Here is a 25,470-nt window from a genome sequence, read left to right as displayed (position 1 = left end):
TGTTAGATTATCTGCCATTTATTAAAGCTAAAGTTCTTCTAAAAGTACCTACAAATAAGCTTTTAAAATTAAATTTAGGAGGGGTTGAATTATTTGCTATCTTCATTTTCTCACATTCTTTTATCTTTACTCGTTTGGTTAAAAGCAATTAAATTAAAGAGCTGTCGCATTCGAGAATGCACACGATTCCCATATCTTTCTTCTAGTTCCTACTCGTTGAGGTTTGGCTTAAATGCGTTTTGATTTTGTTTTTCAGGAATAAATCGTAACGAGATAAAAGGATTTCATCCATTACATTGCAATAGTAGAAGTATTTCTGAAATATCTCATAAAGATGGTTTTTATACTACAGACGTTTCTTCACCAAAAAAATTAATTACATCTTATAATAAAAATATTATTTTTAAGAAAGAAATGAGGGGCACAGGTGAAATAATAACAGAGGATTTACGATTGATTGAAGGTTTTTTTTATCTGCAATAGATGCTTTAAAAAGTTCGTCTTGTGTTGTTATGATATTTTCTCTTAAGCTATCTAATAATTTTTTTGATTCTCTAATTTGATTTTTAAGTTTTTCTATATTAGAGAATTTAATTAGATTATCCGTTTTTTGTTGAATATGATAGTTTTCAATTAGGAGTTGGATTGATTTCATTTTTTTGAAATTATAACAATGTTTTTAAAATCACTACTAATATTATTAAGCTTTAAATTTTATATATTAGTCTAAACATATATAGTATGCTTTTACTTCATTTGGGAGTACAAAGTTTTTAATTATAATTTTTCTGCAAGAATTACCGCATTGTAAATATTTAATCGAAAGAATTCCCCGAGGCTCTGCCTCGGGTGTAGCGTAAAGATATGTACTTTTGTTTTCCATGAGCGAACATATTCATAAAAGTCATAATAAAAGCTTGATATTATATCATTTTGTTTGTCCTGTAAAATATAGACGAACAGTTTTTAGTCCAGAAGTTTCAAATACATTTAAAGAAGTTTGTTTGAAAATATCAGAAAGGTATGAGATTCATTTTTTGGAAATTGGTATTGATGGTAATCATGTTCATTTTTTGATTCAGAGTGTTCCTCTGAATTCAGCTAAAAAGATAATTAGTGCTGTTCAAAGTATTACAGCAAAGGAGATTTTCAGGTTACATCCAGAAGTTAAAAGATTTTTATGGGGAGGGAAATTTTGGACAAGTGGTTATTATGTCAATACAGTTGGTCAGTATGCAAATGAAGAAGTTATCAAAAAGTATCTTCAAAATCAAGGTAAATCAGAATATGAAAAGTTACATACAGATCAACTCCGATTGTTTTGATACCCCGATGGCTCTGCCTCGGGGTAGTTCATTAAAACTGAAAAACCGTATAAAGTTTTTGGTTTTCTTTTTTGTTGGTTTTATACATGCACAGGAAAATAATCAATTTACATTCCAAGTATTTGATTATGAAACAAAAGAGCCTATTTCTTATGCAACAGTTTTATTAAAAAAACAAAACAGAGGAACACATGCTGATTTTAATGGATTTTTTCAACTCCCTAAGCTTTTGACAACTAATGAGATTTTTGTAGTTTCTGCAATTGGCTATAATACTATAGAATTTATCTTATCAGATTTTTCCAAAAATGGTGTAAACAAAATATATCTAACAAACGCTGTTTTTGTTTTGGATGACATTATACTTAAGGCTCAAAAGGGTAAGAAAAGGAACCTTGAAGCAAAAGAAATCGTACAACGAGCAATTGATGAAATTTTAAATAATCACCCAACAAAACCGTACTCTTATATAGCACATTATAGAGATTACCTTCAGCCTACAAATGATATTTACAAAATATCAAAAGAGCTAAAAGAAGATGTGAAATACTTGAATTTAAACGAAGGAGTTGTTGAGGTGTTTGATAGTGGCTTTAAAAGTGAACCTGTTTCAGGTGTTAACAATCAAGATGCATTATATGATTTTAAATTAAATAACAAGTACATAGTTGATACAACTTTAATTATACCTTATGACAATTTTAATGCTAAATTTAGTGAAGGTATTAGAATCGAATCATTTGGCGGAAATGAGCTTAATATTTTAAAAATAGCAAATCCAATAAGAAACTATAAATCACAATCAATATCCTTTATAAATTCATTTTATAAAGACTTTATTAAAAATCATTATTTTAAATTAGAAGGAAAGCAAAAAGTACAAAATGATACGCTATATGAAATTTCATTCAGAACTATAAAGGCTAAAACTACTAAAATTCATAAAGGCAATGGTAAAATTTATATATCAAAAAATAATTTTGCGATTTTTAAACTAAATTACTATTTATTTTTTGATCCTATAAAAAAACCAAAGTATAGTATAAATTTAGAATACAAGCCTTATCATGGTAAAATGTATTTAGACTATATTTCTTTCAATAATTTATTAGAAATAAAGAATACAGAGCAAACAGAACTTAATTATGTTGGGTTTTTACCAAAAGATAACACGCTTGTTTTTAAATTTAATAATCCTGTTAATTATGGTTCTGTAAAGTCTTGGAAGAGAAAAATAAATTTATTTTTTGACAACAAAAGACTTAAAATTTCTAGTGTCAAGATAAAACAAATGATGGTTACTAATAAGAAATCACCATTTCTATTTATTACTATTGATAGTAAAAGATTGGATTCATTTTTTAATGGAACTAATAATAAAACTGATTTTATTAATAGAATTACAGTAGAGTTTAAAAGAATAAAAGATAGAAATGATTTTTTTGTAAACGATGCACCACCTTTTAAATTTTATCAATTTAGAGAGTTGTTTGTGCAGAAAATATTTAAAAATAAAGAACTACCTAAAAATAAAAATTTTATTGATAAGAATAAGCCATTGTTGAATGCGAATTTAGCTGTATTTGACTTTAAAAATGATTTTTGGATAAATACACCTTTAAAGTTTGAAGATTAATTTAATTTAACTGAAGATTTTATTTTTATTTATCCTTAAATCCGCAGACAGATTAGACCAACCTTAGTCAAATCCAGTAAGGGAGATATATCCCTTACTGTTTTGACATTAAAAAAATATCACGTATTTTTAAGATTCCTACATTTTAAAAAATGTGAATATTTTTACGAAAGTAATAAAAAGCAACAAAACAATCAATCCTTTTGTAGGAATATCTTTTGTAAACGAATCTTTTAAAACATCTGGGATAGCCAATCTTATTGATTCAACCTTGGGTAAACGTGTAAAAACCGTTGGTTATCAGTATAGTGACATTTTCAAAAGTTTAACCAGCATGTTTATGAGTGGCGGTGATGTTATAGAGGATTTAAACACAAGTTTTAGAAAACACCTAAAGGATATTCTTTAGAGCAAATAAAAGTACTAGTGTATTTGAGCAGATTAACGAGATTGAAAATTGGCAAGACATAGAGCTGAACTATAAAAAATACGAAGTAGCCTCGATACCATTCAAGTAATTTCATCAAGAGCGTAATTATCGTCTAGTAATTATGAGAGAAAAATCAAACTCAACACAAATAGATTTTTTACACAAGAAAATCTGAAATACCGAAAAATCTTAACAAATGACTGGGATTCTGCTGAAAAAGAAGTGATTGAATATTATAATCAACGAGGCAAAAGTGAGAAAATTGGAGTGTCTACCTTTGATGTGATGAATAATGATTTTGAATGGAAACACTTCCCTTTTTCGTTTTTAGATCAGAACGGTACATTTATCATCATTACAGCAATGATTAAAAATTTCTATACGTATTTCATACATATGGTGTCAGAGAAATTTGAGGATTTAAAGCCCACCTCTCGATTAAAACGTTTTGTTTTTAAATTTATAGCCGTAGCAGGTCAGTGGATTTATGAAGCAAGACAATATAAGCTTAGATTGTTCTCTGATAAACCCTATTTTGATTTAAAAATTTGATTTAAAAAGTTGATTTAAAAATGTAATCAACTGACTTTAAAGGGATAACTACATTTATTTCACAAACTTAAGTGAATTATAATCAGTGATTTAGCTTAAGCGCATTTTAGCTGTTTAGAAATATGTAATTTAACAGATATAGCATGTTAAATAGTAATCTAGTTTTGATAAATCACCGCTTCAATTTTGCTACTTTCTATAGTAAAACACGGCAAAATTTAAATTTAAAAGAATAATAACTATAAAAAAAGTTCAATAATTAATCGTTTAATCTTTTTGCGGATTTGAGGTTTACAATAATTATGCATTGCATAAACCATATTTATGAATTATTGTAATTTTTAAAAAGCCATGCTATGTAGAGACTATTTAATATTGACCTAATATTTTTTACTTCGACCAAAAATCTATTTGCTATTAAATTATAATTTCTGTCTAAAAGTATTTAAAAGATTTTTTTCTTCGGAATCTAATCATTTCAATGAAGAATTGGTGTAAGATGTTTTTTTTCTTTTGTCATTTCCCAATGGCCCAATGAAATCGGGATATTGCCAATATTATTTAAAGTATCAAAGAAATCTTTAATTTTAAATGGTGTACCTTCTTGTTCTTTAATTCTTGCAAAATCAGCTAAGGCATTTTCTAATAAATATTTGCCGGTAATATAACTTGTTCCATAACCAGGTTGTCTCAAATATAAATGTTGTTCAAAAATTAAAAGTTCTTTTTCTGTTTTCATCCAACCACGAGGCGTATATGCACTATGAATTCCTCCAGCTTCTTCCATCGTCATTATATTGGCATGCGCGTATAAAGAACCCAAACCTCTTGCAGCTCTTTGAGCAATCATAATGTAAACAATTTCTTTTGTTCTTGGGCTATCATCATACAAACCAGCTTGCATAAACATTTCCTCTACAGCAGTTGCCGTTCCTTCATTTCTTGAATCAAAAATATTATATAATAAAGCTTCACGTCTTATTTCGCTTTTATGAGGCTCATTATCCATTCTTGCCAACTCAAACCAATGATAAAAATGAGAGTATAAAGGTCTTGGATCAAAATGCTCTCCTATTGAAAAAAAGTTTCGTTCTTCTTGAGGGATAAACTCTCCTAAATGTTTTCTTAAAGCAGTATCAAAATAAGGTTTTACCGTTACAATATCTTGCTGTTCTAAAAACGTAATTAAACTTTTAGCGGCTTCATCTGCCATTTTATTATAAGTTTCAGGAGAATTGGCAGCGATGAGTTTTGGTAGATTTCTATTGCTATGTTCTTCTAATTTTAAAGCAGTCCAGGCTCTTGCTAATTCGCGTTTTAGAATCATTACTTCGTCATCCCAAGTTAACGGAACCAAATGCACCTTTTGTAGGTACCAAGTATAGTTTTCTTTCCCAATTCCTGAAACGCCAGTTTTAGTTGTAGCTTTATTTTCTAACCATTTTACAAAATCGTTTGTAGATACAATTGCTTCGTTTATGATTTTAAGGATTTCAGTATCAGTTTCAATTCCTTCTTTTTTTTTAATAGCATTTAAGGCAATACTTTGGTTTTTTATATCACGAATACCAGCAATCCAAAGATCTTTAGCATTACCAGTTAAGTTTATTTTAGCTTGTTCATTTAGTGGTTTTATAACATTAAGGTCTTTAATAAATTTTGTTCTTTCTTCTTTTGATAATGGAAAAGTATATTGCCATACTTCTGTAATCCCATGATTTGTAGGGCCTTCATGTGCAGGAACATCACTTTTGTACATCCAAACAGCTTTGTAATAAGCAGGATCACGTTCCCAAGGCTTTAAGATATTATGGTTAAAGTCATAACCATTCATTTCTGCCCATACCAGCATCCAATCTATTTTATTTTTTACAGGCCAATTTGTAGTGTCTATCGCTTTTAAATCGTTTTGTAAATCTTTAAAAATTGACCAGCGCTTTGCAAAAGTTGCTTTTGTGTAATCTGGAGCACCCTCTGATAAAGGAGGATTTTCAAAAACTCTCCATTCTTTAAAAAGGCGAACCAAATCTGAATAGCTTTTAGTTTTAAAAGTACTTTCTGCTATTTTTTCTTCTTTAACACAACCGATTGTTAAAAAAAGGAAACTAATAATTATCAATAAATATTTCATGTGTTGTCTTTTTATTTTTCTAATTCTGAATTGATAGTTTTTAAAAGATTATTTAATGCCTCTTTTTACTCTTTATACCAATACAACTGATTTTATATTGGTTATTGATTTACTAGATATAAGATTGTTTCAGTTTTTATTTGTAGCTTATTTTGGTTCTACAATCAAAAATATGGCGGTGCTATCGCCAATATTTAAAACTTTATGCCATTTAATTTTTTCATTATAAAAATTGTACCCAGATGGTACATTAACTTCACGAGTTCCCGTAGCATCTGTAATTCTGAATCTACTTCCTTTAATAGCATAACCGAAATGTTTTGCATGAAAATGTTTATCATGGCCAACTCTTGGAGGAAACACACATTTTAAAGTTCTTACTTTTTCATTTTCAACTAATACTTTACAAACTTTATCCTCTTTCCAGCCAGCCTCTAAAGGATCTGGTAAATTATTATTGGGTTTACAGGCAGTAATTAAAACACCAATTAGACCATAAAAAAGAAGATACTTATTATGTATCCAATGCCTTTTTTGCTTTGTTTTTTGATAAAGGATTTTATTCATTTTCATCATCTTTTTTTATTTTTTTATAGCCTAATAATAAACGAACTCCTAATCTTGCAAATAATATAATTGCAATAACCATAATAATATTAAATCCGTCCATTATTTGTTTTCCTTTTTTTTATAATTATTGATATCATTAATTTAATTGAGTTGTATATGTATATTCTAATAAAATACTTCATTACTATTCTACCCTTTTAATATTTTTAATGATGACAGGTTTTAGTAAACGTTGCTCTTCGTTTTCTCTGTTTTGAATCTTCTTTACAATTTCAGAACCTTCAATTACTTTACCAAAAGCAGCAAAACCAAGCCCATCAGGATTTCGTTTACCTCCAAAATCTAATGACGGTTGTGCATTAACACAGATAAAAAAATGGTTAGTAGCGGTGTTGGGTTCATCTCTCGCCATAGATAGAGTTCCTTTTTTATGAAGAATTCCTGTTTGTTTTGTGGTTTCAATTTTAATAGGAGCTAATTGTTTTTCTTCATCTAAAATACCACCTTGTATCACTTCAATTTTTATCGTTCTACCAGCCTCATTTGCAGGAGTTGTAACCCGATAAAAAGAAGAGTTTTCGTATAAACCTTTATCTACATATTCTAAAAAGTTAGCCACAGATATTGGGGCTTTTTCTGGATATAATTCAATCAACAGGTTCCCTTCATTTGTTTCTATGATGCAATTTATTGTTTTCTTACAACTTGCTATTATAAGGGTAAATACAAGTACTAAAACTATTTTGTACTTCATAGGAAATAATTTTCGGTTAGTTTAATAATTGAGAAATTAAAGATACAGAGAAAATAGTTAACATAAACCAACCAATAAAACCTTGTATTATTGCCAAATATCTTGGCAAACCTTTTATGGGTATTTCACCAAAACCAAGAGTTGTAAATGTGTTGATGGAAAGCATTAGGGCATTGATCATTTTTATCAAAATATCATAGAACACAGCAATGGTAAACGCACCAATTAATAAGATTGATTTCCAGATTCTTTTAGATTTTGGTAAATCGCTCCAAGTGCCTTTCATAATATCTACTCGTTTTAACACATTTGCAGAAAACTTTGTACCAGAAACTGCCCATTTGTAGAGTGGGAGTGCAGTGAATGTAAAAAATGAAGGAACTGTTTTCCCTTGTTGTTCTATCAAGGTTTTAAACTCTTCAAATTCTAATAAATCTTCTTTTTGGTTGTCTAAATACACTTCATGAATTCCGCTTTTTTTATTCATATAGGTAAAGAAGAAGGCATATCTGTTCATGATTCTCTTACGCCCATGTGCATCCCAAGAATTGGGGAATAACAGGTACACAAAAGCAAATAGAAATATAACATATAAAGAGAAGATGATTGACAAAGAAGGATTTGTACCATACCCAGAAAATATCTTTAAAAACTGGTTGATCTTCCAGGTAAAAAACGAATTGAATGATGGATCTTTTTTGTACAAATATGCATAGCGTTTGGTTTCTAAATTTTTAAATTCAATATATACTTGGTTTGCATAATCTGAATCGTGTTGTAATTTGTAGAAATCGTAAAACTGTCCTAATTGCTGCATTTCAAATTTATAAGAATCAGCCAATGCTACTTTGTCCCTGTTTTTGTAATTCTCAAAAACGGTGTCACTTTTATACAGTTCCTCGTATTCTAGATCGGTGCCTTCTGCTAGTAAGTACTTCAGGTAGTTGTCATATCCTGCAGAAGAAAGAACTTTTCCTTTCCACTGAGTCCAGCGATATACATTGTTAATACTAAATTGATTGATATGAAGTAAAAAGGCATCGTTAAAAATATTTTTCTCTACCAAATATACTTGAGAGTCATTAAAGGATTCTTTTGATATATTTACTCTAAAATTACCAAAATCGTTTCCGTAAATACTTGTAAAAGTTGAATTGTCTACACCAAGCATGAGAAATCCTTTTCCATTAAAAATATTTTCGTCAATAAACGTGTCTTTTACACTATTGGTGTAGATTCCAACATTTATGCTTTCTGAGATAGCATTAAATTTCGAGAAAAAAAGATGAAAATGAATGGAAGAATAATATTCAATAGAGCCAATATCTATATGGGTATCTTCCTGAAAAGTGCAATAGTAAAATCCAACATCAGAATCATAATTTTCGTGTTTTTGAGAAAGGTTATTAATTTGATCATTCCCTAAAACACTAGTGTCCATATCTAAAATCCCTTTAAAAACACAATTGAAAAATAACAAAGAAGTAGTGTTGTAAATACTTACATTTTTAGTGAAAACAATGTTGTAAAAACCTTGAATAGCATCATCATTTCTTTGATGCTCAAAATGCACGTTTTTTAATACAATTTCTTTAGCTATGATTAAAGGAATTATAGAATCCTTAGGTTCGTCGTTAACATATAAATAATTTAAACTCATATCCTTTTCTGTAAAGGTGATAAATGCATTTTCTAATGTAAAAATCGAGTCTTTTTCGGCAGTAATCATTTTAAAAAACTCAGTATGAGAGTATTTTTTGAGTTTTGTTTCTTGAGAAAAACTATGGATAGCAAATAATAAAGTACATAGGATTGATATCTTTTTCATAGGAATTGTCATGGTTTAAAAATTTAGAAGTTAATCATAGTGATTCACCATATCAGCAGTTAATCCCAAATATTCATCAATTTGAGCAACCAATTCTTTGCCACCTATTAAGGTTTCTTCTGCCAATTCAAGATGTTCGACTAAAATCATGGTTTGAGTCTTAATAGCATTTAAAAGAGCTAAAATATTTGCTGGTTTTTCAAGCTCAGAGGTTAAATAACTATTTAATAAATGAACATTATTAATAGCGATTTCTTCATCTTCATTAAGATCCTCAAAGGTTACATAAATTTGAGATAACTTGTTCAGCACAGGATATACCTCTTTATAATAGAGATTATCATTATTGCTTTTAACATCCAGAAAATTGTCTTCACAAAAAAGGTAAAAATCAATCAATTCTAAACTCAGCTCTTTTTCTTTTATTAAAGTTTGTTGGCCAGATGAGACTAATTCTTGGTACGTATTATTGATATTTGGAAAATTGTCAGCAAAAGTGAGGGCATTCAGTTTTTCATTTAAACTATCAATTTTTGCAAAACTGTTAAAGCGGTTAAAATCTTTTAAAAGCGACTTTGAAACTGCAATACTGTATTTATAGTTTACAATTAAATCAACCAACTCTGCTTTCTGATATTCCACATCTTCAGCAACATTAATCAAATACCATTCTTCTTTTTTAGAATTTTCATTTTCAAGATTCCAGTTGTTAAACTGGAGTGCTAAAACAATACCCACAACCACTAAAACAATCTCGCCTAAAGCATAGAGTAAGTATTTATGAATCCTATTGTCACGTATCAATTGCAGCCTAATTTTTCGGAATAAATGTATCATTTAAAAATAATTAGGTTTTAAAGATAATAAAAAATGAGGACGTTTTGTTAGTAAAGGATTATCAATAGAAATATTGAATGTCCGTCAATAGCCATGTTTTTTTAATTATTTCGAATATTTAATTGATTATAAAAGATTTAATTGTGGATATATTTAGTTTTGGAGTTCATTTTAAAGATGAAGAAAGTTATAGGCTAAACTTCAGTTAATGGTTTGATAAATAAGATTTTATATGCCACGGGAGCAATGGAAAAGATGGTAGTCAGCAATACTACCTTTAATCGAAAAGAATTCCTCGATGCTCTGCGTCGGGGTTTCCGTTTAAATTGTCATTCCCGTGAAATTTATGCTCAACTAGATTGGGTAACGGGAATTTAAATAATAGATTTTTGGTTTTTGACCTTTTTAGCTCAAAGCTCGTGCTCAACTTGATTCTGTATGAAACGAGTGAAATACCTCTATAGCTCTGCCTCTAGGATAGTTCGTTTTAAGAAATTCTTTATTAGAAATGAAATCATCAAAAAAATGATTGAAATAATTTATATTTGTCGAGTAAATTTAAATTATGACTCTTATAAAATCAATTTCAGGAATTAGAGGTACAATTGGAGGTAAAACTGCAGACAATTTAACCCCTATAGATGCTGTAAAATTTGCTGCTGCTTATGGAGCATTCTTAAAAAGAAGAAATCCGAATAAAGAAAAATTAACAGTTGTTGTGGGTAGAGATGCTCGTATTTCTGGAAAAATGATTTCTAGTTTGGTAGCCAACACTTTGGTTGGTTTGGGCATCAATGTAGTAGATTTAGGTTTGTCAACCACACCAACTGTAGAAGTTGCTGTGCCTTTAGAAAATGCTGATGGAGGAATTATTTTAACGGCTTCCCATAATCCAAAACAATGGAATGCTCTAAAATTATTGAATGAAAAAGGAGAATTTTTAAACGGTGAAGATGGTGAACAAATTTTGGCTTTGGCAGAAAGTGAAGATTTTGAATTTGCGGAAGTAGATGATTTAGGAACGTACACAAAAGATAATTCGTACTTAGAAAAACACATTAACGAAGTTTTAAACCTAGAATTGGTGGATGTGGAAGCTATCAAAAATGCCAACTTTAAAGTTGTTGTAGATGGCGTAAATTCTACTGGAGGAATTTTTATTCCTGCTTTGTTAAAAGAATTAAATGTAGCATGTATTGAATTGTATTGTACACCAAATGGTCAATTTCCTCACAATCCAGAACCTTTAAAAGAACACTTAACAGACATTTCTGAGCTAGTTGTAAAAGAAAAAGCAGCTTTAGGAATTGTGGTAGATCCAGATGTAGATAGGTTGGCTTTAGTTTCTGAAGATGGTTCTATGTTTGGAGAGGAATATACTTTGGTTGCTTGTGCAGATTATGTTTTAGGACGTTTAGGTGGCGGAAATACGGTTTCTAATTTATCTTCTTCTAGAGCATTACGGGATGTTACTGAAAAACATGGCGGAACGTACACAGCAAGTGCTGTAGGTGAAGTGAATGTGGTGATTAAAATGAAAGAAACCAATACCGTTATTGGTGGCGAAGGAAACGGAGGTATTATTTACCCGGCTTCTCATTATGGACGTGATTCTTTGGTAGGTGTGGCATTATTTTTATCGCATTTAGCACATCAAAAAATGTCTTGTAAAACCTTGAGAGATTCGTATCCAAGTTACTTTATGAGTAAAAATAAAATTCAATTAACGCCAGAAATTAATGTTGATGAGATTTTAGAAACGATGGCATCAACCTATAAAAATGAAGATGTAAATACGATTGATGGTGTAAAAATTGACTTTGCTGAGGAATGGATTCACCTTAGAAAATCGAATACAGAGCCTATTATTAGAATTTATACGGAAGCTAAATCTCAAAAGGCAGCTGATGCTTTGGCAATACGATTTATCAACGAAATAAAAGCCATTATTGCCTAAATATATCCAAAAAGAGATACAACCTTATTAGGTAAAGAAAGACATGATGATTTCCATATTTCTGGTTACGTACTTTCTGCTGGATTTGGTATGAATATAACTTTTTTAAAACACTTTTTTGTGCAAGCTGATGTAAAAGAGGGTTTTGTAAATATATCTGATATTAAAATTAATACAAATGCAGCAGATAGCGATTCGAAAGATTCTTTGTTTTTACAAAAAAATATTTTAATCGGAAGTAAATTTAGAATATAATGGAAAATTTAGAACAATTTTTTTCTCAATATAGAAAACATATTATTGGAGTTAATCAAACATTTACATCTCCTTATGGCGAGCAGAATTTGGTGTATTGTGATTGGACGGCAAGCGGAAGATTGTACAGACCTATTGAAGAAAAAATTTGTAATGAATTCGGACCTTTTGTGGCAAATACCCATACTGAAACTTCAACTTCTGGAGCAGCCATGACGCTTGCTTATCATGAAGCAAGAAACATTATTAAACGTCATGTAAATGCAAATTCTAATGATATATTAATTACTACGGGCTCTGGAATGACTGGAGTTATCAATAAGTTTCAGCGTATTTTAGGTTTAAGGGTACCTGAAAGTTTAAAGAATTATACCAATGTTCCAGAAGAATTAAAACCCATTATTTTTATTTCACATATGGAGCACCATTCTAACCAAACTTCTTGGTTAGAAACCATTGCAGATGTGGAAGTAGTTCCGTGTAATGAACAAGGGTTGGTTTGTTTAGAAAATTTTGAAGCATGTATTCAGAAGCACGAGCATCGAAAAATAAAAATAGCTTCCATAACCTCTTGCTCTAATGTAACGGGTATTAAAACGCCCTATCATAAAGTTGCAAAATTAATTCACCAATATAATGGTTTGTGCTTTGTAGATTTTGCTTGTTGTGCACCTTATGTAAGTATAAACATGCATCCAGAAATAGAAGAAGAATATTTAGATGCTATTTTCTTTTCTCCGCATAAATTTTTAGGAGGTCCAGGGAGTGCAGGTGTTTTAATCTTTAATAAGAAATTATACAAAAATACAGTTCCAGATAATCCAGGAGGAGGAACAGTAAGTTATACCAATCCTTGGGGAGAACATGATTATTTTGATGATGTAGAAACTAGAGAAGATGGCGGAACACCTGCTTTTTTACAAACCATAAAAATTGCACTTTCTATTCAGTTGAAAGAAAAAATGGGAATTTATAATATCAATAAAAGAGAGGATGAAATTAACGAAGTTGTCTTTAAAACTTTAGAGTCATTAAAGGGCGTAAATATATTAGCTCCAAATCATAAAAAACGATTAAGTATTTTTTCTTTTTATTTTGAAAAATACCACTTTAATATGGTGGTAAAATTATTAAATGATCGTTTTGGAATTCAAACGAGAGGCGGCTGTTCTTGCGCCGGAACCTATGGGCATTTTTTGTTAAATGTAGATCAAGAAACATCTCATAAAATAAAAGATGAAATTTTGCACGGTTGTAATACGCAAAAACCGGGTTGGATTCGTCTGTCTTTGCATCCAACAATAACAACAAAAGAATTAGATTTTATTTGTAATTCTTTAAAAGAATTATCAGAAAATATAGAAAATTGGTCTAAAGATTATACCTACGATTCTATAAAGAATGATTTTGTGCACAAAACAATTAAACCTATTGAAAAAACATTAGTTAATTCTTGGTTTTCGGTTTAGAAATTTTCATTTCTTTCCATTCCTCAAACTTATTTCTATGTTTAAATCTTTTATGAGACCATAAATAAATTTCTGGTTGTTGATTGATGTTTTTTTCTGTAATTGTCAAATATTTTTCTGTTAATTCATAATCATGAAAAGCTTTCGGGGTTTCTGTAATTAATTCAAATTCAATTTCATAGTAACCTCGTTTTACTTTTTTTGCCACATAATTAATCATTACACAATCAAATTTTTTAGCCAACATTTCTGCGCCTGTATGAATAGGAACTTTAACGCCAAAAAAGGTACTCCAATAAAATGTTTTTGTTAATTGTGGAGATTGATCACTTAATAAAATATAAGCAGCATGTTTATGATTCGCTATGTTTTTTTTGATGTTGGCCACAGTTTGTGAAGTTTTGTAACCATCGATACCAAAGCGCATTCTACTTTTTTTAATGGCTTTTTCATAATACTTATTGGCAATTCTGGTGTATGCACCTAAAACCGTTGTTTCTAAAGCTAAGGGCATACTCGTAGACCACTCCCAATTTCCTTGATGTGCACCTACAATAATAATATTTTGTCCTTTCTTTCCATAAAAATCTACAATTTCTGGATTCAAATATTTATAACGCGCCTTTATTTCCTTTTCACTAATAGAAAAATACTTGATACTTTCCATTATTAAATCTATAAAGTGTTTAAAGAATTTTCTAGAAATTTCCTTTCTTTCTCTTTCTGATTTTTCTGGAAAAGCCAAACTTAAATTTTCTAAAACTACTTTTTTGCGATATTGAAAAACGTAATAAATTAGAAAGAAAAATATGTCAGATTTTATATATAAAATCCGCATTGGTAATCTTGAAAATACCCAAATAAAAGGATAAGTAAGTGCAAAAACTAAAAAAGGCATACGTATATCTTTATAAGTACAAATATCTATATTTAAATTTAAAAGAAGATCATAAAGCCAAAGAGATTTGCTATTTTTGTAGCATGCTAGAGGGTTCAAATACTACCATTATATTAATTATTATTGCCAATGTCTTATTCTCTATGAAGGGCTTTGATGATTATAGTTTTTTAGATAAATACAAATTTCAAGTTGGCAGAATAAAGGGCGATGAAAAAATTAGAATGTTAACTTCTGGTTTTTTACATGTAGATTGGATGCATCTTGGTTTTAATATGTATGCTTTGTATATATTTGGAGGTTTTGTTGCCAATAATTTAGGTATTATTCCTTTTTTAATTATTTATTTCGGAAGTTTATTAGCAGGTAGTTTGTACACCTTACATTATCATAAAGATGAACCTTATTATAGTGCAGTTGGTGCTTCTGGAGCGGTTTCTGGAATTGTATATGCATCAATTTTAGTGTTTCCAGACATGCAATTATTATTGTTTTTTGCAATTCCGATTCCAGGCTATATTTTTGGGGTAGGTTATTTATTGTATTCCATTTACGGAATGAAAAAGCAATTAGGAAATACAGGGCATGCAGCTCATTTAGGAGGCGCTATCGGTGGGTTTGTTTTAACGCTAGTTTTAATTCCGTCTTTATTTTCTACAGATACTATTTTTGTTTCTTTATTGGCAATTCCGATTATTTTAGTCTTAATTTTTGGAGATAAATTGAAAAACTTATAGAGAATTTCTTATCCTTAAAATTGATTCTATTTTGTCCTTTATTTTGAAGTGAAAATTAAAATAACTTCAGAAAACATAAGTGTTTTTTGACGAATTAAATTTGGTATTCGAAATATTTGCCAAACTTGAATTCTATTCTTTGCTTAAAAAGCATTTGAGCTTCAGATCTTAACAATCAAAATTGACCGATTATGATGACTCAATAGAAAAGTGGTGGAGTAGCTTAAAATTTAAGAACTTTAATTTTTAAAAAGAGATGTTTTTGCTTCATGCGCAAATTACACAACTTATTGACTTGATCCATTAAGATTAAAAATATACATGAAAAAAAAGACCTTATTTATATAAATAAGGTCTTATGAGCGAAAGACCAGGTTCGAACTGGCGACATTCAGCTTGGAAGGCTGACGCTCTACCAACTGAGCTACTTTCGCGTGGTAAAGAGCTGCAAATATAACTGCATTTTTGATTTCTGCAAGGTTTTTATGATCAAAAAATGTATTTATTTTAGTTTTATAGGTTGACATTAAAAACACAACTGCTATCTTGATTTGCAAAGTATTCCTAAGATTTTTTTAATTTTTTAAGGTGATAGGAACCAACAATTTACCCGAACTTTCAAATTCTTTTTGCATTCCTAGAGCGATTGAAAATTAAAAAGACCTTTCCTTTTTAATTTGCCTAAAAGAGTAGAAAGATAAAAATGCAAGTAAAAGAATTGTTAGATATTTCTTAATCTGAGTTTAATTTAAATAATTTTTAGAAGCGCTTTAAAATCATTAATTACAAAATTGGCGTTTTTTAAAGTTTGATCTGCGGCCATTGGGTTTTTGTAACCAAAAACGAAAATATTAGCATCATTGGCAGCTTTAATTCCGTTGTCTGAGTCTTCAATAATAATACAGTTTTCTTTTGCTGTATTTCCTAAAAGAGCCGCTTTTTCAAAAATTTCAGGGTGTGGTTTTGAAGCCGTTAAATCGGCACCTGAAATTTTTGCAGTAAAAAATTTTTGTAACTTAAATCGGTTAAAAACACGGTCAATATTAACCATTGCAGACGAAGAAGCTAGAATTAGAGTAAGATTTTTTTGATAGCAATGTTGTATCAATGCTTCAACTCCTTTTACCAAATGCAATGTAGGGTCATTTTCAAAGAAGTTTACGTAGCGCTTTCTTTTTTCTACAACGAGTTCTTCAGGATTTAACTTTAATTGAAAATGAGTAATTAACTTTTGAAAAGCATTTCTTGTAGACGAACCTGTGAGCGTTTTATAAAGCGAGTCAGAAACCTCAACTCCAATAGAATCAAAGGTTTCATAATAGGCTTTTTTATGGATTTCTTCTGAATCGATAATTACGCCATCCATATCAAAAATGACACATTTTATTTCTTTTGGGATCTTCATGAATTAGATATTAGTTTTTACGCACACAGCCATTATTTTAGTTCAAAAATTTTGCTTTTAATTCGTCTGTAGGAATCATGCAACTTTCTTTTTTGCCAAACCATTTGTACCTGTTTTTAGCAATATAGTCGTAGATATGATCTCTAAAAGCTTCAGGGAAAAACATTGTTATTTGAGTAAAATACCAAAAGCCACCAAAATCTTTCATCACTTTTAAGGCCGCAGTAGATTTTAAATCGTAAGAAATTCCTGGTTCGTATAAAATAATTGAATCAATTTTAGAAGTATCAATTTTTAAATAATCAGTAATTTTTTTGCCAGTTTCAGATTGTAAAGCCGTGAATAGAAAGACTTGTTTTTTATCATATTTAATGATCTTTAAAACGGCGTCGTTGCATAAGTTACAAATTCCATCAAATAAAATTATTTTCTTATTATTTGGGATATCAATCATTTAAATCTTTAAATATTTGTTGATGCAAAGATACTTTAACTTTTTTTAAAATTCCTGTAACATTATTGTAAATTGGTCGTCTTATTCTTGTATTTGATGGTAGTTAAAAGTTTTTAACATAATATTAATATCTGTAACTAAAAGCATTCGATACTTTTATATTAAAATAACTAACTGATGATTAAAATAGAAAATCTACATAAATCTTATCCGATAGGAAAGGACTCTTTACACGTTCTAAAAGGTATTAATTTGCATATAAAAGAGGGTGAATTCGTATCTATCATGGGGTCTTCCGGTTCAGGTAAATCCACATTACTAAATATTGTTGGGTTGCTAGACGTTCATGATGAAGGCGATTATTATTTAAATGGTCAGCTCATAAAAGACATGAATGAAAAAAAGGCAGCCTTGTTACGTAATAAATTTTTAGGTTTTGTCTTTCAATCCTTTAATTTAATTTCATACAAAACTGCTTTAGAAAACGTAGCATTACCTTTGTATTATAAAGGGATGAGTAGAAAAGAGCGTTTGGTAGAAGCTTTAGATTATTTAGATAAAGTAGGTTTAAAAGAATGGGCAAATCATTTGCCAAATGAACTTTCTGGAGGTCAAAAGCAAAGAGTTGCCATTGCAAGAGCTCTTGTAACAAAACCAAAAGTTGTTTTAGCAGATGAGCCTACAGGTGCATTAGATTCTGTAACATCAGATTCAGTAATGGAGTTATTAAAGGATATTAATAATGAAGGAATGACTGTTTTTGTGATTACGCATGAAGAGGATGTAGCAGAACAAACTAAGAGAATTGTTCGTTTAAAAGATGGTCAAATTATAAGTGATGAATTAACCAAGGCATCAAAAGCTGTATAATTATGTTTGATTTAGATCGTTGGAGAGAAATTTTTCAAAGTATTAATAAAAACAGATTACGTTCCGTAATGTCTGGTTTTACAGTAGCTTTTGCTATTTTACTTTTCACCTTATTATTTGGCATCGTAAGTGGTTTGAGCAATACGTTTAAAAGTGCTTTTTCCGATGATGCTCAAAACTCGATGTTTGTAAGGGTTTGGAAAACTTCAAAACCTTATAAAGGGTTGCAAACAGGACGAACAGTGCAGCTTAAAAATGATGATTATAATTTTGTAACGGATGAATATGCTAGCAAAATTGAGTACAAATCAGCAAGAATTTATAAAAACTTTACCTTAAAATATAAAAGTGAGGCGGGTAATTATAATGTAATGGCTATAAATCCTGATCATCAATTTATAGAAAAAACGATTATCAATGAGGGTAGATATGTAAATGAAAGAGATATCAAAGAAAAATCGAAAGTAATTGTAATTGGTCGTTTAATTAAAAAAGATTTATTTGGAGAAAGACCAGCTTTAGGAAAACGATTAAATGTAAGCGGTAGTTCTTATCTTATTATAGGTATTTTCTCTGATGAAGGAGGTGATAATGAAGAAAGAAAAGCATTTATACCTCTAAGTACAGCGCAAACAATTTATGGTAATAACGATTATATAAGCCAAATGGCATTTGGTTATAACCCGAATTTAAGTTTAGATGCTGCTGTGGCTTTCGGAAATCAAATGGAGCGCGATTTGCGTAAAAAATTGAATATTCATCCTGATGATCAAAGTGCGCTTTCTGTCAGGAATATGGCAGAAGCCAACAAAGGTGTTGGCCAATTTATGGGAATTTTATATGCTATTGTAATTCTAGTGGGCTCAGGAACGTTGATTGCAGGGATTATTGGAATTAGCAATATTATGATATTTGTCATCAAAGAGAGAACAAAAGAATTCGGAATTAGAAAAGCTTTAGGCGCAAAACCATCCTCTATTGTAGGAATGGTCGTTCAGGAGTCAGTATTGATTACCACAATTGCAGGCTATCTGGGTCTTTCTTTAGGTACTTATATTTTATCTTTAATTGGGGATAGTTTAGAAAAAGATTATTTTATTAAAGATCCAAGTGTAAGCACAGGGATTGTGGTCGGAGCAACTATCGTGTTGATACTTTCTGGGTTAATTGCAGGATATGTGCCCGCTAAAAGAGCTGCAAACATTAAACCTATTGTAGCATTAAGAGCAGATTAATTATGAAGTTTTTATTCGATTCAGATACTTGGCAAGAAATTTACGGAAGCATTCGTAAAAACAAAATGAGAACCTCCATTACGATTATAGGGGTTTTATGGGGAATTTTTCTTTTAGTAGTACTTTTAGGAGCAGCTAGAGGAATGGAAAATGGATTCAATAAACTTTTTGGAAATTTTGCAACCAATAGTGTTTTTGTTTGGACACAATCTACCGATACACCTTTTAAAGGATTTCAAGAGGGTAGAAGATTTTCTTTAACTATGAATGATCTAGAGGTTTTAAAATCTGAATATTCTAATGAAATAAAACTATTAGCGCCTAGGAATCAAACAAATAACTTAATTATAAAAGATTTTAAATCAGGCAATTTTCAAGTAAGTGGAGATTATCCTATATTAGATCAAATTCAAAAAAAACAATTATTGTATGGACGCTTTTTGAATGAAAATGATATTTTATCAACGGCAAAAGTTACGGTGATTTCAGAAGATATGTACAAACAATTGTTTGAAATCAACGAACAGCCCATAGGGCAATACCTAAAAATAAACAGTATTAGTTATAAAGTAATTGGTGTGTACAAACCCTCTAATACAATTGACTTTGACGGAGACTGTGCTTACATTCCATTTTCTACCTATAAAAAAGTATACAATACCGCCAATAAGGTAGATTGGATGATGATTACGGCAAATGAGGGTACAAATATCGAACAAATGGAAAAAGATATCTTGTTAACCTTAAAAGGATTGCATAAAGTACACCCAGAAGATGAAAGAGCTTTTGGAAGTGTTAATCTTGGAAAAGAGATTGCCAAAGTAACGGGGTTTTTAACAGGAATGCAGTTTTTAACGTGGTTTGTGGGCATTGCAACCCTAATTGCTGGAGTTTTTGCAATTGGTAACATCCTTTTAATAACAGTAAAAGAGCGTACTCAAGAAATCGGAATTAGAAGAGCATTAGGAGCAACACCAAAAAGTATCCGTCAGCAAATTATATTAGAATCCGTTTTTTTAACAACCATAGCAGGTATGTTAGGAATTATTTTTGGAAGCTTTGTTTTGTTTATAATTGATACTGCTTTTGGCCAAGGAGAAGATGCAGCATTGATAAACCCAACAGTTAATATTCCTATTATAATAATCGCATTTGCCACTTTAATCGTGTTGGGAACATTGATTGGTTTAATACCTGCACACATGGCAACAGTAGTAAGACCAATAGAAGCATTAAGAGAAGAATAAAATCAATCAATTAATCAATTAACAAAATCATGAGTACAAGATCAAAAATTATTTTAGGCATTATCGTTGCATTGTTTATTGCTGCCTTAATTTGGTTCGGTAAAAAGAACAAGACAAGTATTGTAACCTACGAAACGGAGACGCCTTTTAGAACAACAATTGTGAAAAAAACGGTGGCTACCGGAACCGTAACTCCTTTAGAAGAAATAGAAATTAAACCACAAATTACAGGTATTATTGATAAAATATTGTTGTTAGAGGGTTCAAAAGTGAAAAAAGGAGACTTAATTGCAACGGTAAGAGTGGTGCCTAACGAACAATCTTTAATTAGTGCAAAGGGTAGGGTAGATAACATTAAAATCCGTTTAAAAAATGCAGAAATTTCTTACAATAGGAATAAGGGATTATTTGATAAAGGAGTAATTTCTAGAGCAGATTATGAAGCAGTAGAACTAACTTACAATTCTGCTTTGCAAGATTTAAAAAATGCTCAAAATGATTATTTAATTATCAAAAGAGGTTCTGCTGGGTCAGGAGGTTCTGCGAATACAAATATTATAGCGCAAATGTCTGGTACTATTTTAGAGATACCGGTAAAAGAAGGGGATCAGGTTATTCAATCGAATAATTTTAATGCGGGAACTACCATTGCATCTATTGCAGATATGAGTAAAATGATTTTTGAAGGAAAAGTAGACGAATCTGAAGTAGGCAAGCTCATTAAAGGAAGCGATATAGAAGTTTCTATTGGAGCTATAGAAGGAGCTAAATTTCCAGCAAAATTAAATTTTATTGCTCCAAAGGGAACAGTAGAAGCAGGCGCTGTTCAGTTTAAAATTAAAGCAGATGTTTCTCTAGACGATAAATATTTTATTAGAGCCGGTTATAGTGCCAATGCAGACATTGTTTTAGAGAAAAAAGATAGCGTTTTATCTATTAAAGAAGCATTATTAAGGTTTGATAATAAAACTGAAGAGCCATATGTTGAGATTCAAAAAGAAGACGGAACGTTTGAAAAGAAAACCCTAAAATTAGGCACTTCTGATGGTGTAAATGTTGAGGTTTTAGAAGGAGTTACGATTGATGAAAAAATTAAGGTATGGAACAAAGCTTCCAAATCTGATGATGAGAAAACCAATTAATGATTAGAAATTCATAAATATAAAAAGGGAACTTAATTTTTTTAAGTTCCTTTTTTTTTGTGCTAAAGTTTCGTAAAACAAAAAATCATTTTTTTTAAAACATCAATAGATATTAATTTTTTGTTTCACATGAGATCTTTTAAAGTCGATGCTGTTGAGATAATTACAAACTTACTCCCACCATACTAAAAAGAATTTTTCTAACGCACCATTTGGTTTTTTTATCCAACAAAGCGGCGAAAAATGTCTTTCCAAATATATTTTTGTGGCTATTTTAAAGGGATTAAAAAGTAACCAATCTACATTTTTATGAGGAATTTGTAACCAATCTTTCTTATTCGGAATGTGAAATTTACAATCAGAAAATTGTTCTAATTCTTTTTGATTGCTGTAAAAACCAACAATACAATCATTATTTAGCATCTTTAGTTTTTTGTTTGTATTAGAAATCTTAACGAATAATTGTGCTTTGAAATAAACCTGTTGAATTATATCTGCATTATTTAAAGCAATAGATTTTAAATAAGTATTGCATTCGGCAGAGTAGAGCAATGGTAACTGTTTTTGTTTCAATTTTGTTAATTTCTCTACTAACGAATCTTTTCTATTAGGACCAATACAATGTTCTATTTCCGTTTCCCCAACGGAATTGTCATATACATAAAACTTGTAAATAATTTCTAAATGAATCGGTTGTTTATCCTTTAAAAGAATGCAATCTAATTCTCCTAAAGTTCTTTTTTCTTGTTGAATTTGTATATTTTCTGATAAAATTTCCAGATCGGTTTCTTGCTTTAGTTGATAAGAAACAAAACGTTCGATATACTTTCCGAGTCTTAATTTTTCATCAATCTCAGTATTTATTTTTGAGGCCCTTGGGTTGAGTTTAAATTGATTTAATTTATAAACAGCCTTGTTTTTCCACAAACTTGGCGTTTGTAAAAAGCCTTCGTACCTTTTCTGAATTTCTTTTGTTTTTTGATGCATGTCAAATTCGAAGTTACAAATCTATTTTGTAAATTGAACTTTTAAAATTCACTAAAATGCAATTCGAAAAATCAACTTTTACATTTCTAAAAGATTTACAAAAAAACAATGATAGAGATTGGTTTGCAGATCATAAAGAAGTTTATTTAAAAGCTCAAAAGAATGCAAAAAACATCTTTTCTGAAATTCATAAAAACATGCAAATGCATGATGAAATAGAGAAATCTAAAATGATGCGCATTTATAGAGATGTTCGTTTTTCTACCGATAAAACTCCTTATAAAGCCCATTTTGCAAACTCTTATTCAAGATTAGGAGCTTCCTTAAGAGGCGGTTATTTTTTAAGGATACGGCCAGGAGAATCTTTTTTAGCAGGTGGGTTTTGGGAGCCCAGTAAAGAAGATTTGTTCAGAATTAGAAAAGAAATAGAACAAGACGCATCAGAAATTCGAGCAATTTTAGAAGCCAAAGAATTTCAAAAGCATTTTGGAAATCAATTTGAAAGTTTTAGCGAATTAAAAACTGCACCACGCGGTTTTGATAAAGAACATCCGGATGTAGATTTATTGCGCAAAAAAGGATTTATAGCGAGTAAGAGTTTTACGGATGAACAAGTTTTATCCGAAAATTTTACAGTAGAAGTTGATAAAAGCTTCAGAGCCTTGCGCCCATTTTTTAACTTGTTTAGCGACATTCTGACAACCAATTTAAATGGAGAGTCTTTGATTTAGAACTAGTTCATAGTTTCTAATAATTATATCACATATATTTATAGAGAAAAGTACAAAGTTTCACAGAGCATTTAAGAGTAGTAGTTTTCTACTTTGGGCAATGAAAATGAGGCTACTTTAAATTCTTATCAACCTCACGTTTTAAAACAAAAACAGTAATAATTGTAGATAAAATATCGGCAATTGGGAAAGACCACCAAACACCAAGAACTCCAAAATACATGGGTAAAATATAGGCTAACGGAATTAAGAAAATTCCTTGTTTTAACAATGTTAGAATTAAAGCAGGTAGTGCTTTTCCTGCGGCTTGAAAATACGCAGAACCAATCAATTGCATGGTAACCACCGGTGTTACTAAAAATACAATTAACATAGCATTCGGAGTTTCCTGAAGAAGTGTTGCGTCATTTGTAAAAATCCAAATTATTTGCTCTTTAAACAGTAAGATACCAATAAAAATAATTGTGCCCAAAATAGATCCAAAGTAAATAGAGGTTTTAATAGTTTCTTTTACTCGATCATTTTTTTCTGCACCAATATTAAAACCAGCCACTGGTAAAAATCCTTGAGAAACACCCAAAACCGGCGATAAAGAAAACATCATCACCCGATTTATAATTCCGAAAACAGCAATAGAAATTTCACCACCATAGGTGAAAAGAGAATAATTTAAGACAATCATTAATACACTAATTGCACCCTGCCTAACAATAGAAACGCCTCCCAAAGCAAAAATTTCTTTGACAATATTTAGATTTAGTTTAAAGTTTTTTGGTATTATTTGCAATTCACTTTTAGAAGATAAAAAGAATGATAAAATATAGATACCACAACTAGCATACGATAATGAGGTCGCTAAACCCGCGCCCCACATGCCCCAGTTAAAAATTTTGATAAAAAGAATATCTAACAAAACATTTAAAACCGCCGGAATCATCATGGCATACATGGCAAATTTTGGTTTTCCTTCTGCTCTAATTACAGGATTTCCCATCATGGCAAATGCTAAAAAGGGCACACCATAAATAATCACGCCAAAATATTCTGATGCAATGGGTAAAATAGTGCCTTTTGCTCCGAATAAATTTAAAATAGGCACACTAAAAATGTTTCCTAAGGTAACAAAAATGATGGCTAGTATAAGCGTTAAAGAAATTTGATTCCCAAAAGTTAAAAATGCTTTTTCAGAACGATCAGCTCCTAAGGCTCTAGAAATAATGGAGCTTCCTCCAATTCCGATTCCCATTCCAATAGAGGATATCAAAAAAGCAATGGGTAAGACTACTGTAATCGCAGCGATTGCCAAAACACCAATCCATTGTCCAACAAAAATGGTATCGACAATCATGTTTAAAGACATTACAAGAATTCCTATGGTTGCAGGAACTGCTTGTCTTATCAATAATTTACTGATTTTTTCTGTACCTAATTCGTTTGCTAGTTGTGCCATAGTTATAGTGCAAATATCAATATAAATTGCAGGTTTTAAGTAAAACTAGTATCAATTATTGTTATAAGTATATGAAAACCTTTAAATTTGCGAAAACTGATAAAAATGAAGGACGTTTTTACGCTGACAATCACAGTTTCATTAGACGATATCGATGCTTTGCAACATGTAAATAATTTGGTATACGTAAAATGGATGGACAAAATTGCAGCGTCACATTGGTCTTTTTTGACGAAAAATCATCCATTACCACAATACATTTGGGTTGTAATGCGGCATGAAATTGATTATTTAAAACAAGCTACTTTAGGGGATGAAATTGTTGTAAAAACATGGGTAGGAGAGACCAAAGGTATTACTTCTATTCGTTTTATGGAATTTTATAAAAAAGAGGTTCTACTTGTAAAAGCAAAAACAATTTGGGCGATGTTAGATGCAAAAACCTACAAACCTGCCCGTATTAGGGAGGATGTCTTGAACGTTTTACAGCCTAGAAAATAATAATTTTAAAATATAGATACATTCGTTTTTGACTTGAAGATTACAAATTTTTAAATAGATTCAAATTTG

At 30.3% G+C, this 25,470-nt stretch carries 24 protein-coding genes, 1 tRNA gene and 2 pseudogenes; 14 read left to right on the top strand and 13 right to left on the bottom strand.

Going from position 1 to position 25,470, the window contains the following annotated elements:
* Nucleotides 1-110: 110 nt before the first annotated feature.
* A pseudogene (locus K8354_RS09260) lies at nt 111-298 on the bottom strand (ATPase); the annotation flags it as partial.
* Between the two features lie 105 nt (nt 299-403).
* A complete protein-coding gene (locus K8354_RS09250) occupies nt 404-655 on the bottom strand; it encodes a restriction endonuclease subunit S domain-containing protein (protein WP_223447519.1) in 252 nt (83 codons plus the stop codon).
* A gap of 226 nt (nt 656-881) precedes the next feature.
* Here K8354_RS09250 and tnpA point away from each other — a divergent pair, with 226 nt between their 5' ends.
* The 4 genes and pseudogenes from tnpA to K8354_RS09235 form a co-directional block, all read left to right on the top strand.
* On the top strand, nt 882-1,325 hold the full coding sequence (tnpA, locus tag K8354_RS09245; RefSeq protein WP_223447517.1) for an IS200/IS605 family transposase: 444 nt from the start codon (nt 882-884) through the stop codon (nt 1,323-1,325).
* Complete coding sequence (locus tag K8354_RS09240; RefSeq protein WP_223447515.1) at nt 1,288-2,961, top strand: carboxypeptidase-like regulatory domain-containing protein; 1,674 nt, start codon at nt 1,288-1,290, stop codon at nt 2,959-2,961. Before tnpA ends, K8354_RS09240 begins: the two co-directional genes overlap by 38 nt.
* A 154-nt stretch (nt 2,962-3,115) precedes the next feature.
* Nucleotides 3,116-3,370 (top strand): hypothetical protein, encoded by a 255-nt coding sequence (locus K8354_RS18900; RefSeq protein ID WP_437440122.1) that lies wholly within the window; start codon nt 3,116-3,118, stop codon nt 3,368-3,370.
* Nucleotides 3,363-3,943, top strand: a pseudogene (locus tag K8354_RS09235) (transposase family protein); the annotation flags it as partial. The gene K8354_RS18900 and the pseudogene K8354_RS09235, both read left to right, overlap by 8 nt.
* A 478-nt stretch (nt 3,944-4,421) precedes the next feature.
* Here K8354_RS09235 and K8354_RS09230 read toward each other — a convergent pair.
* The 5 genes from K8354_RS09230 to K8354_RS09210 form a co-directional block, all read right to left on the bottom strand.
* A complete protein-coding gene (locus K8354_RS09230; RefSeq protein ID WP_223447513.1) occupies nt 4,422-6,074 on the bottom strand; it encodes a hypothetical protein in 1,653 nt (550 codons plus the stop codon).
* A gap of 147 nt (nt 6,075-6,221) precedes the next feature.
* Nucleotides 6,222-6,641, bottom strand: a complete 420-nt coding sequence (locus K8354_RS09225) for a cupin domain-containing protein (protein WP_223447511.1) — start codon at nt 6,639-6,641, stop codon at nt 6,222-6,224.
* 187 nt (nt 6,642-6,828) lie between these two features.
* Complete coding sequence (locus K8354_RS09220) at nt 6,829-7,398, bottom strand: peptidylprolyl isomerase (protein WP_223447509.1); 570 nt, start codon at nt 7,396-7,398, stop codon at nt 6,829-6,831.
* Between the two features lie 16 nt (nt 7,399-7,414).
* Nucleotides 7,415-9,226 (bottom strand): potassium channel family protein, encoded by a 1,812-nt coding sequence (locus tag K8354_RS09215; RefSeq protein ID WP_223447507.1) that lies wholly within the window; start codon nt 9,224-9,226, stop codon nt 7,415-7,417.
* Between the two features lie 30 nt (nt 9,227-9,256).
* On the bottom strand, nt 9,257-10,063 hold the full coding sequence (locus tag K8354_RS09210) for a DUF6090 family protein (RefSeq protein WP_223447505.1): 807 nt from the start codon (nt 10,061-10,063) through the stop codon (nt 9,257-9,259).
* Between the two features lie 565 nt (nt 10,064-10,628).
* Here K8354_RS09210 and glmM point away from each other — a divergent pair.
* The 3 genes from glmM (at nt 10,629) to K8354_RS09195 (ending at nt 13,744) form a co-directional block, all read left to right on the top strand.
* On the top strand, nt 10,629-12,020 hold the full coding sequence (gene glmM / locus K8354_RS09205) for a phosphoglucosamine mutase (protein WP_223447502.1): 1,392 nt from the start codon (nt 10,629-10,631) through the stop codon (nt 12,018-12,020).
* A gap of 90 nt (nt 12,021-12,110) precedes the next feature.
* A complete protein-coding gene (locus K8354_RS09200; protein WP_223447500.1) occupies nt 12,111-12,275 on the top strand; it encodes a hypothetical protein in 165 nt (54 codons plus the stop codon).
* Complete coding sequence (locus K8354_RS09195; protein WP_223447498.1) at nt 12,275-13,744, top strand: aminotransferase class V-fold PLP-dependent enzyme; 1,470 nt, start codon at nt 12,275-12,277, stop codon at nt 13,742-13,744. Before K8354_RS09200 ends, K8354_RS09195 begins: the two co-directional genes overlap by 1 nt.
* Here K8354_RS09195 and K8354_RS09190 read toward each other — a convergent pair.
* Nucleotides 13,722-14,642: a lysophospholipid acyltransferase family protein gene (locus tag K8354_RS09190; RefSeq protein ID WP_223447496.1), complete on the bottom strand. Its 921-nt coding sequence runs from the start codon at nt 14,640-14,642 to the stop codon at nt 13,722-13,724. The genes K8354_RS09195 and K8354_RS09190 overlap by 23 nt on opposite strands.
* Nucleotides 14,643-14,725: 83 nt before the next feature.
* Here K8354_RS09190 and K8354_RS09185 point away from each other — a divergent pair, with 83 nt between their 5' ends.
* The gene (locus K8354_RS09185; RefSeq protein WP_223447653.1) at nt 14,726-15,379 is read left to right on the top strand and encodes a rhomboid family intramembrane serine protease; all 654 of its coding nucleotides are present in this window, start codon (nt 14,726-14,728) and stop codon (nt 15,377-15,379) included.
* A gap of 361 nt (nt 15,380-15,740) precedes the next feature.
* On the opposite strand, the gene K8354_RS09180 is transcribed toward K8354_RS09185, so the two are convergent.
* The 3 genes from K8354_RS09180 to K8354_RS09170 form a co-directional block, all read right to left on the bottom strand.
* A tRNA-Gly gene (locus K8354_RS09180) sits at nt 15,741-15,813 on the bottom strand.
* 314 nt (nt 15,814-16,127) lie between these two features.
* Nucleotides 16,128-16,784 carry an HAD family hydrolase gene (locus K8354_RS09175; RefSeq protein ID WP_223447494.1) on the bottom strand — a complete coding sequence of 219 codons (657 nt, stop codon included), beginning with the start codon at nt 16,782-16,784 and terminating at the stop codon, nt 16,128-16,130.
* A gap of 37 nt (nt 16,785-16,821) precedes the next feature.
* Nucleotides 16,822-17,238: a thiol-disulfide oxidoreductase DCC family protein gene (locus K8354_RS09170; RefSeq protein WP_223447492.1), complete on the bottom strand. Its 417-nt coding sequence runs from the start codon at nt 17,236-17,238 to the stop codon at nt 16,822-16,824.
* Nucleotides 17,239-17,415: 177 nt separating this feature from the next.
* Here K8354_RS09170 and K8354_RS09165 point away from each other — a divergent pair, with 177 nt between their 5' ends.
* The 4 genes from K8354_RS09165 to K8354_RS09150 are packed head-to-tail and all read left to right on the top strand — an operon-like array spanning nt 17,416 to nt 21,732.
* A complete protein-coding gene (locus K8354_RS09165; RefSeq protein ID WP_223447490.1) occupies nt 17,416-18,108 on the top strand; it encodes an ABC transporter ATP-binding protein in 693 nt (230 codons plus the stop codon).
* A 2-nt stretch (nt 18,109-18,110) separates the two neighbouring features.
* On the top strand, nt 18,111-19,343 hold the full coding sequence (locus K8354_RS09160) for an ABC transporter permease (RefSeq protein ID WP_223447488.1): 1,233 nt from the start codon (nt 18,111-18,113) through the stop codon (nt 19,341-19,343).
* Nucleotides 19,344-19,345: 2 nt separating this feature from the next.
* Nucleotides 19,346-20,590 carry an ABC transporter permease gene (locus tag K8354_RS09155; protein ID WP_223447486.1) on the top strand — a complete coding sequence of 415 codons (1,245 nt, stop codon included), beginning with the start codon at nt 19,346-19,348 and terminating at the stop codon, nt 20,588-20,590.
* A gap of 29 nt (nt 20,591-20,619) precedes the next feature.
* Complete coding sequence (locus K8354_RS09150; RefSeq protein WP_223447484.1) at nt 20,620-21,732, top strand: efflux RND transporter periplasmic adaptor subunit; 1,113 nt, start codon at nt 20,620-20,622, stop codon at nt 21,730-21,732.
* A 171-nt stretch (nt 21,733-21,903) separates the two neighbouring features.
* On the opposite strand, the gene K8354_RS09145 is transcribed toward K8354_RS09150, so the two are convergent.
* A complete protein-coding gene (locus K8354_RS09145; RefSeq protein ID WP_223447482.1) occupies nt 21,904-22,719 on the bottom strand; it encodes a DUF1853 family protein in 816 nt (271 codons plus the stop codon).
* A gap of 56 nt (nt 22,720-22,775) precedes the next feature.
* Between K8354_RS09145 and K8354_RS09140 the strand changes: the two genes are divergently transcribed.
* Nucleotides 22,776-23,450: a DUF2461 domain-containing protein gene (locus tag K8354_RS09140; RefSeq protein WP_223447480.1), complete on the top strand. Its 675-nt coding sequence runs from the start codon at nt 22,776-22,778 to the stop codon at nt 23,448-23,450.
* 112 nt (nt 23,451-23,562) lie between these two features.
* Here the strand turns inward: K8354_RS09140 and K8354_RS09135 are convergent, their stop codons facing one another.
* A complete protein-coding gene (locus tag K8354_RS09135) occupies nt 23,563-24,900 on the bottom strand; it encodes an MATE family efflux transporter (protein ID WP_223447478.1) in 1,338 nt (445 codons plus the stop codon).
* Nucleotides 24,901-25,005: 105 nt separating this feature from the next.
* Between K8354_RS09135 and K8354_RS09130 the strand changes: the two genes are divergently transcribed.
* The gene (locus tag K8354_RS09130; RefSeq protein WP_223447476.1) at nt 25,006-25,401 is read left to right on the top strand and encodes an acyl-CoA thioesterase; all 396 of its coding nucleotides are present in this window, start codon (nt 25,006-25,008) and stop codon (nt 25,399-25,401) included.
* Nucleotides 25,402-25,470: the final 69 nt, after the last annotated feature.

Origin of the sequence: Polaribacter litorisediminis (genome assembly GCF_019968605.1) — a bacterium.
Taxonomy (GTDB): domain Bacteria; phylum Bacteroidota; class Bacteroidia; order Flavobacteriales; family Flavobacteriaceae; genus Polaribacter; species Polaribacter litorisediminis.
Note: the sequence above shows the minus strand (reverse complement) of the source record. Positions and strands in the feature narration are given on the sequence as shown.

What these genes read in the sequence shown, in the direction of transcription:
- K8354_RS09250 (WP_223447519.1), bottom strand. Translation starts at nt 655, where the DNA reads ATGAAATCAATCCAACTCCTAATTGAAAACTATCATATTCAACAAAAA.
- tnpA (WP_223447517.1), top strand. Translation starts at nt 882, where the DNA reads ATGAGCGAACATATTCATAAAAGTCATAATAAAAGCTTGATATTATAT.
- K8354_RS09240 (WP_223447515.1), top strand. Translation starts at nt 1,288, where the DNA reads ATGAAAAGTTACATACAGATCAACTCCGATTGTTTTGATACCCCGATG.
- K8354_RS09230 (WP_223447513.1), bottom strand. Translation starts at nt 6,074, where the DNA reads ATGAAATATTTATTGATAATTATTAGTTTCCTTTTTTTAACAATCGGT.
- K8354_RS09225 (WP_223447511.1), bottom strand. Translation starts at nt 6,641, where the DNA reads ATGAATAAAATCCTTTATCAAAAAACAAAGCAAAAAAGGCATTGGATA.
- K8354_RS09220 (WP_223447509.1), bottom strand. Translation starts at nt 7,398, where the DNA reads ATGAAGTACAAAATAGTTTTAGTACTTGTATTTACCCTTATAATAGCA.
- K8354_RS09215 (WP_223447507.1), bottom strand. Translation starts at nt 9,226, where the DNA reads ATGAAAAAGATATCAATCCTATGTACTTTATTATTTGCTATCCATAGT.
- K8354_RS09210 (WP_223447505.1), bottom strand. Translation starts at nt 10,063, where the DNA reads ATGATACATTTATTCCGAAAAATTAGGCTGCAATTGATACGTGACAAT.
- glmM (WP_223447502.1), top strand. Translation starts at nt 10,629, where the DNA reads ATGACTCTTATAAAATCAATTTCAGGAATTAGAGGTACAATTGGAGGT.
- K8354_RS09200 (WP_223447500.1), top strand. Translation starts at nt 12,111, where the DNA reads ATGAATATAACTTTTTTAAAACACTTTTTTGTGCAAGCTGATGTAAAA.
- K8354_RS09195 (WP_223447498.1), top strand. Translation starts at nt 12,275, where the DNA reads ATGGAAAATTTAGAACAATTTTTTTCTCAATATAGAAAACATATTATT.
- K8354_RS09190 (WP_223447496.1), bottom strand. Translation starts at nt 14,642, where the DNA reads ATGCCTTTTTTAGTTTTTGCACTTACTTATCCTTTTATTTGGGTATTT.
- K8354_RS09185 (WP_223447653.1), top strand. Translation starts at nt 14,726, where the DNA reads ATGCTAGAGGGTTCAAATACTACCATTATATTAATTATTATTGCCAAT.
- K8354_RS09175 (WP_223447494.1), bottom strand. Translation starts at nt 16,784, where the DNA reads ATGAAGATCCCAAAAGAAATAAAATGTGTCATTTTTGATATGGATGGC.
- K8354_RS09170 (WP_223447492.1), bottom strand. Translation starts at nt 17,238, where the DNA reads ATGATTGATATCCCAAATAATAAGAAAATAATTTTATTTGATGGAATT.
- K8354_RS09165 (WP_223447490.1), top strand. Translation starts at nt 17,416, where the DNA reads ATGATTAAAATAGAAAATCTACATAAATCTTATCCGATAGGAAAGGAC.
- K8354_RS09160 (WP_223447488.1), top strand. Translation starts at nt 18,111, where the DNA reads ATGTTTGATTTAGATCGTTGGAGAGAAATTTTTCAAAGTATTAATAAA.
- K8354_RS09155 (WP_223447486.1), top strand. Translation starts at nt 19,346, where the DNA reads ATGAAGTTTTTATTCGATTCAGATACTTGGCAAGAAATTTACGGAAGC.
- K8354_RS09150 (WP_223447484.1), top strand. Translation starts at nt 20,620, where the DNA reads ATGAGTACAAGATCAAAAATTATTTTAGGCATTATCGTTGCATTGTTT.
- K8354_RS09145 (WP_223447482.1), bottom strand. Translation starts at nt 22,719, where the DNA reads ATGCATCAAAAAACAAAAGAAATTCAGAAAAGGTACGAAGGCTTTTTA.
- K8354_RS09140 (WP_223447480.1), top strand. Translation starts at nt 22,776, where the DNA reads ATGCAATTCGAAAAATCAACTTTTACATTTCTAAAAGATTTACAAAAA.
- K8354_RS09135 (WP_223447478.1), bottom strand. Translation starts at nt 24,900, where the DNA reads ATGGCACAACTAGCAAACGAATTAGGTACAGAAAAAATCAGTAAATTA.
- K8354_RS09130 (WP_223447476.1), top strand. Translation starts at nt 25,006, where the DNA reads ATGAAGGACGTTTTTACGCTGACAATCACAGTTTCATTAGACGATATC.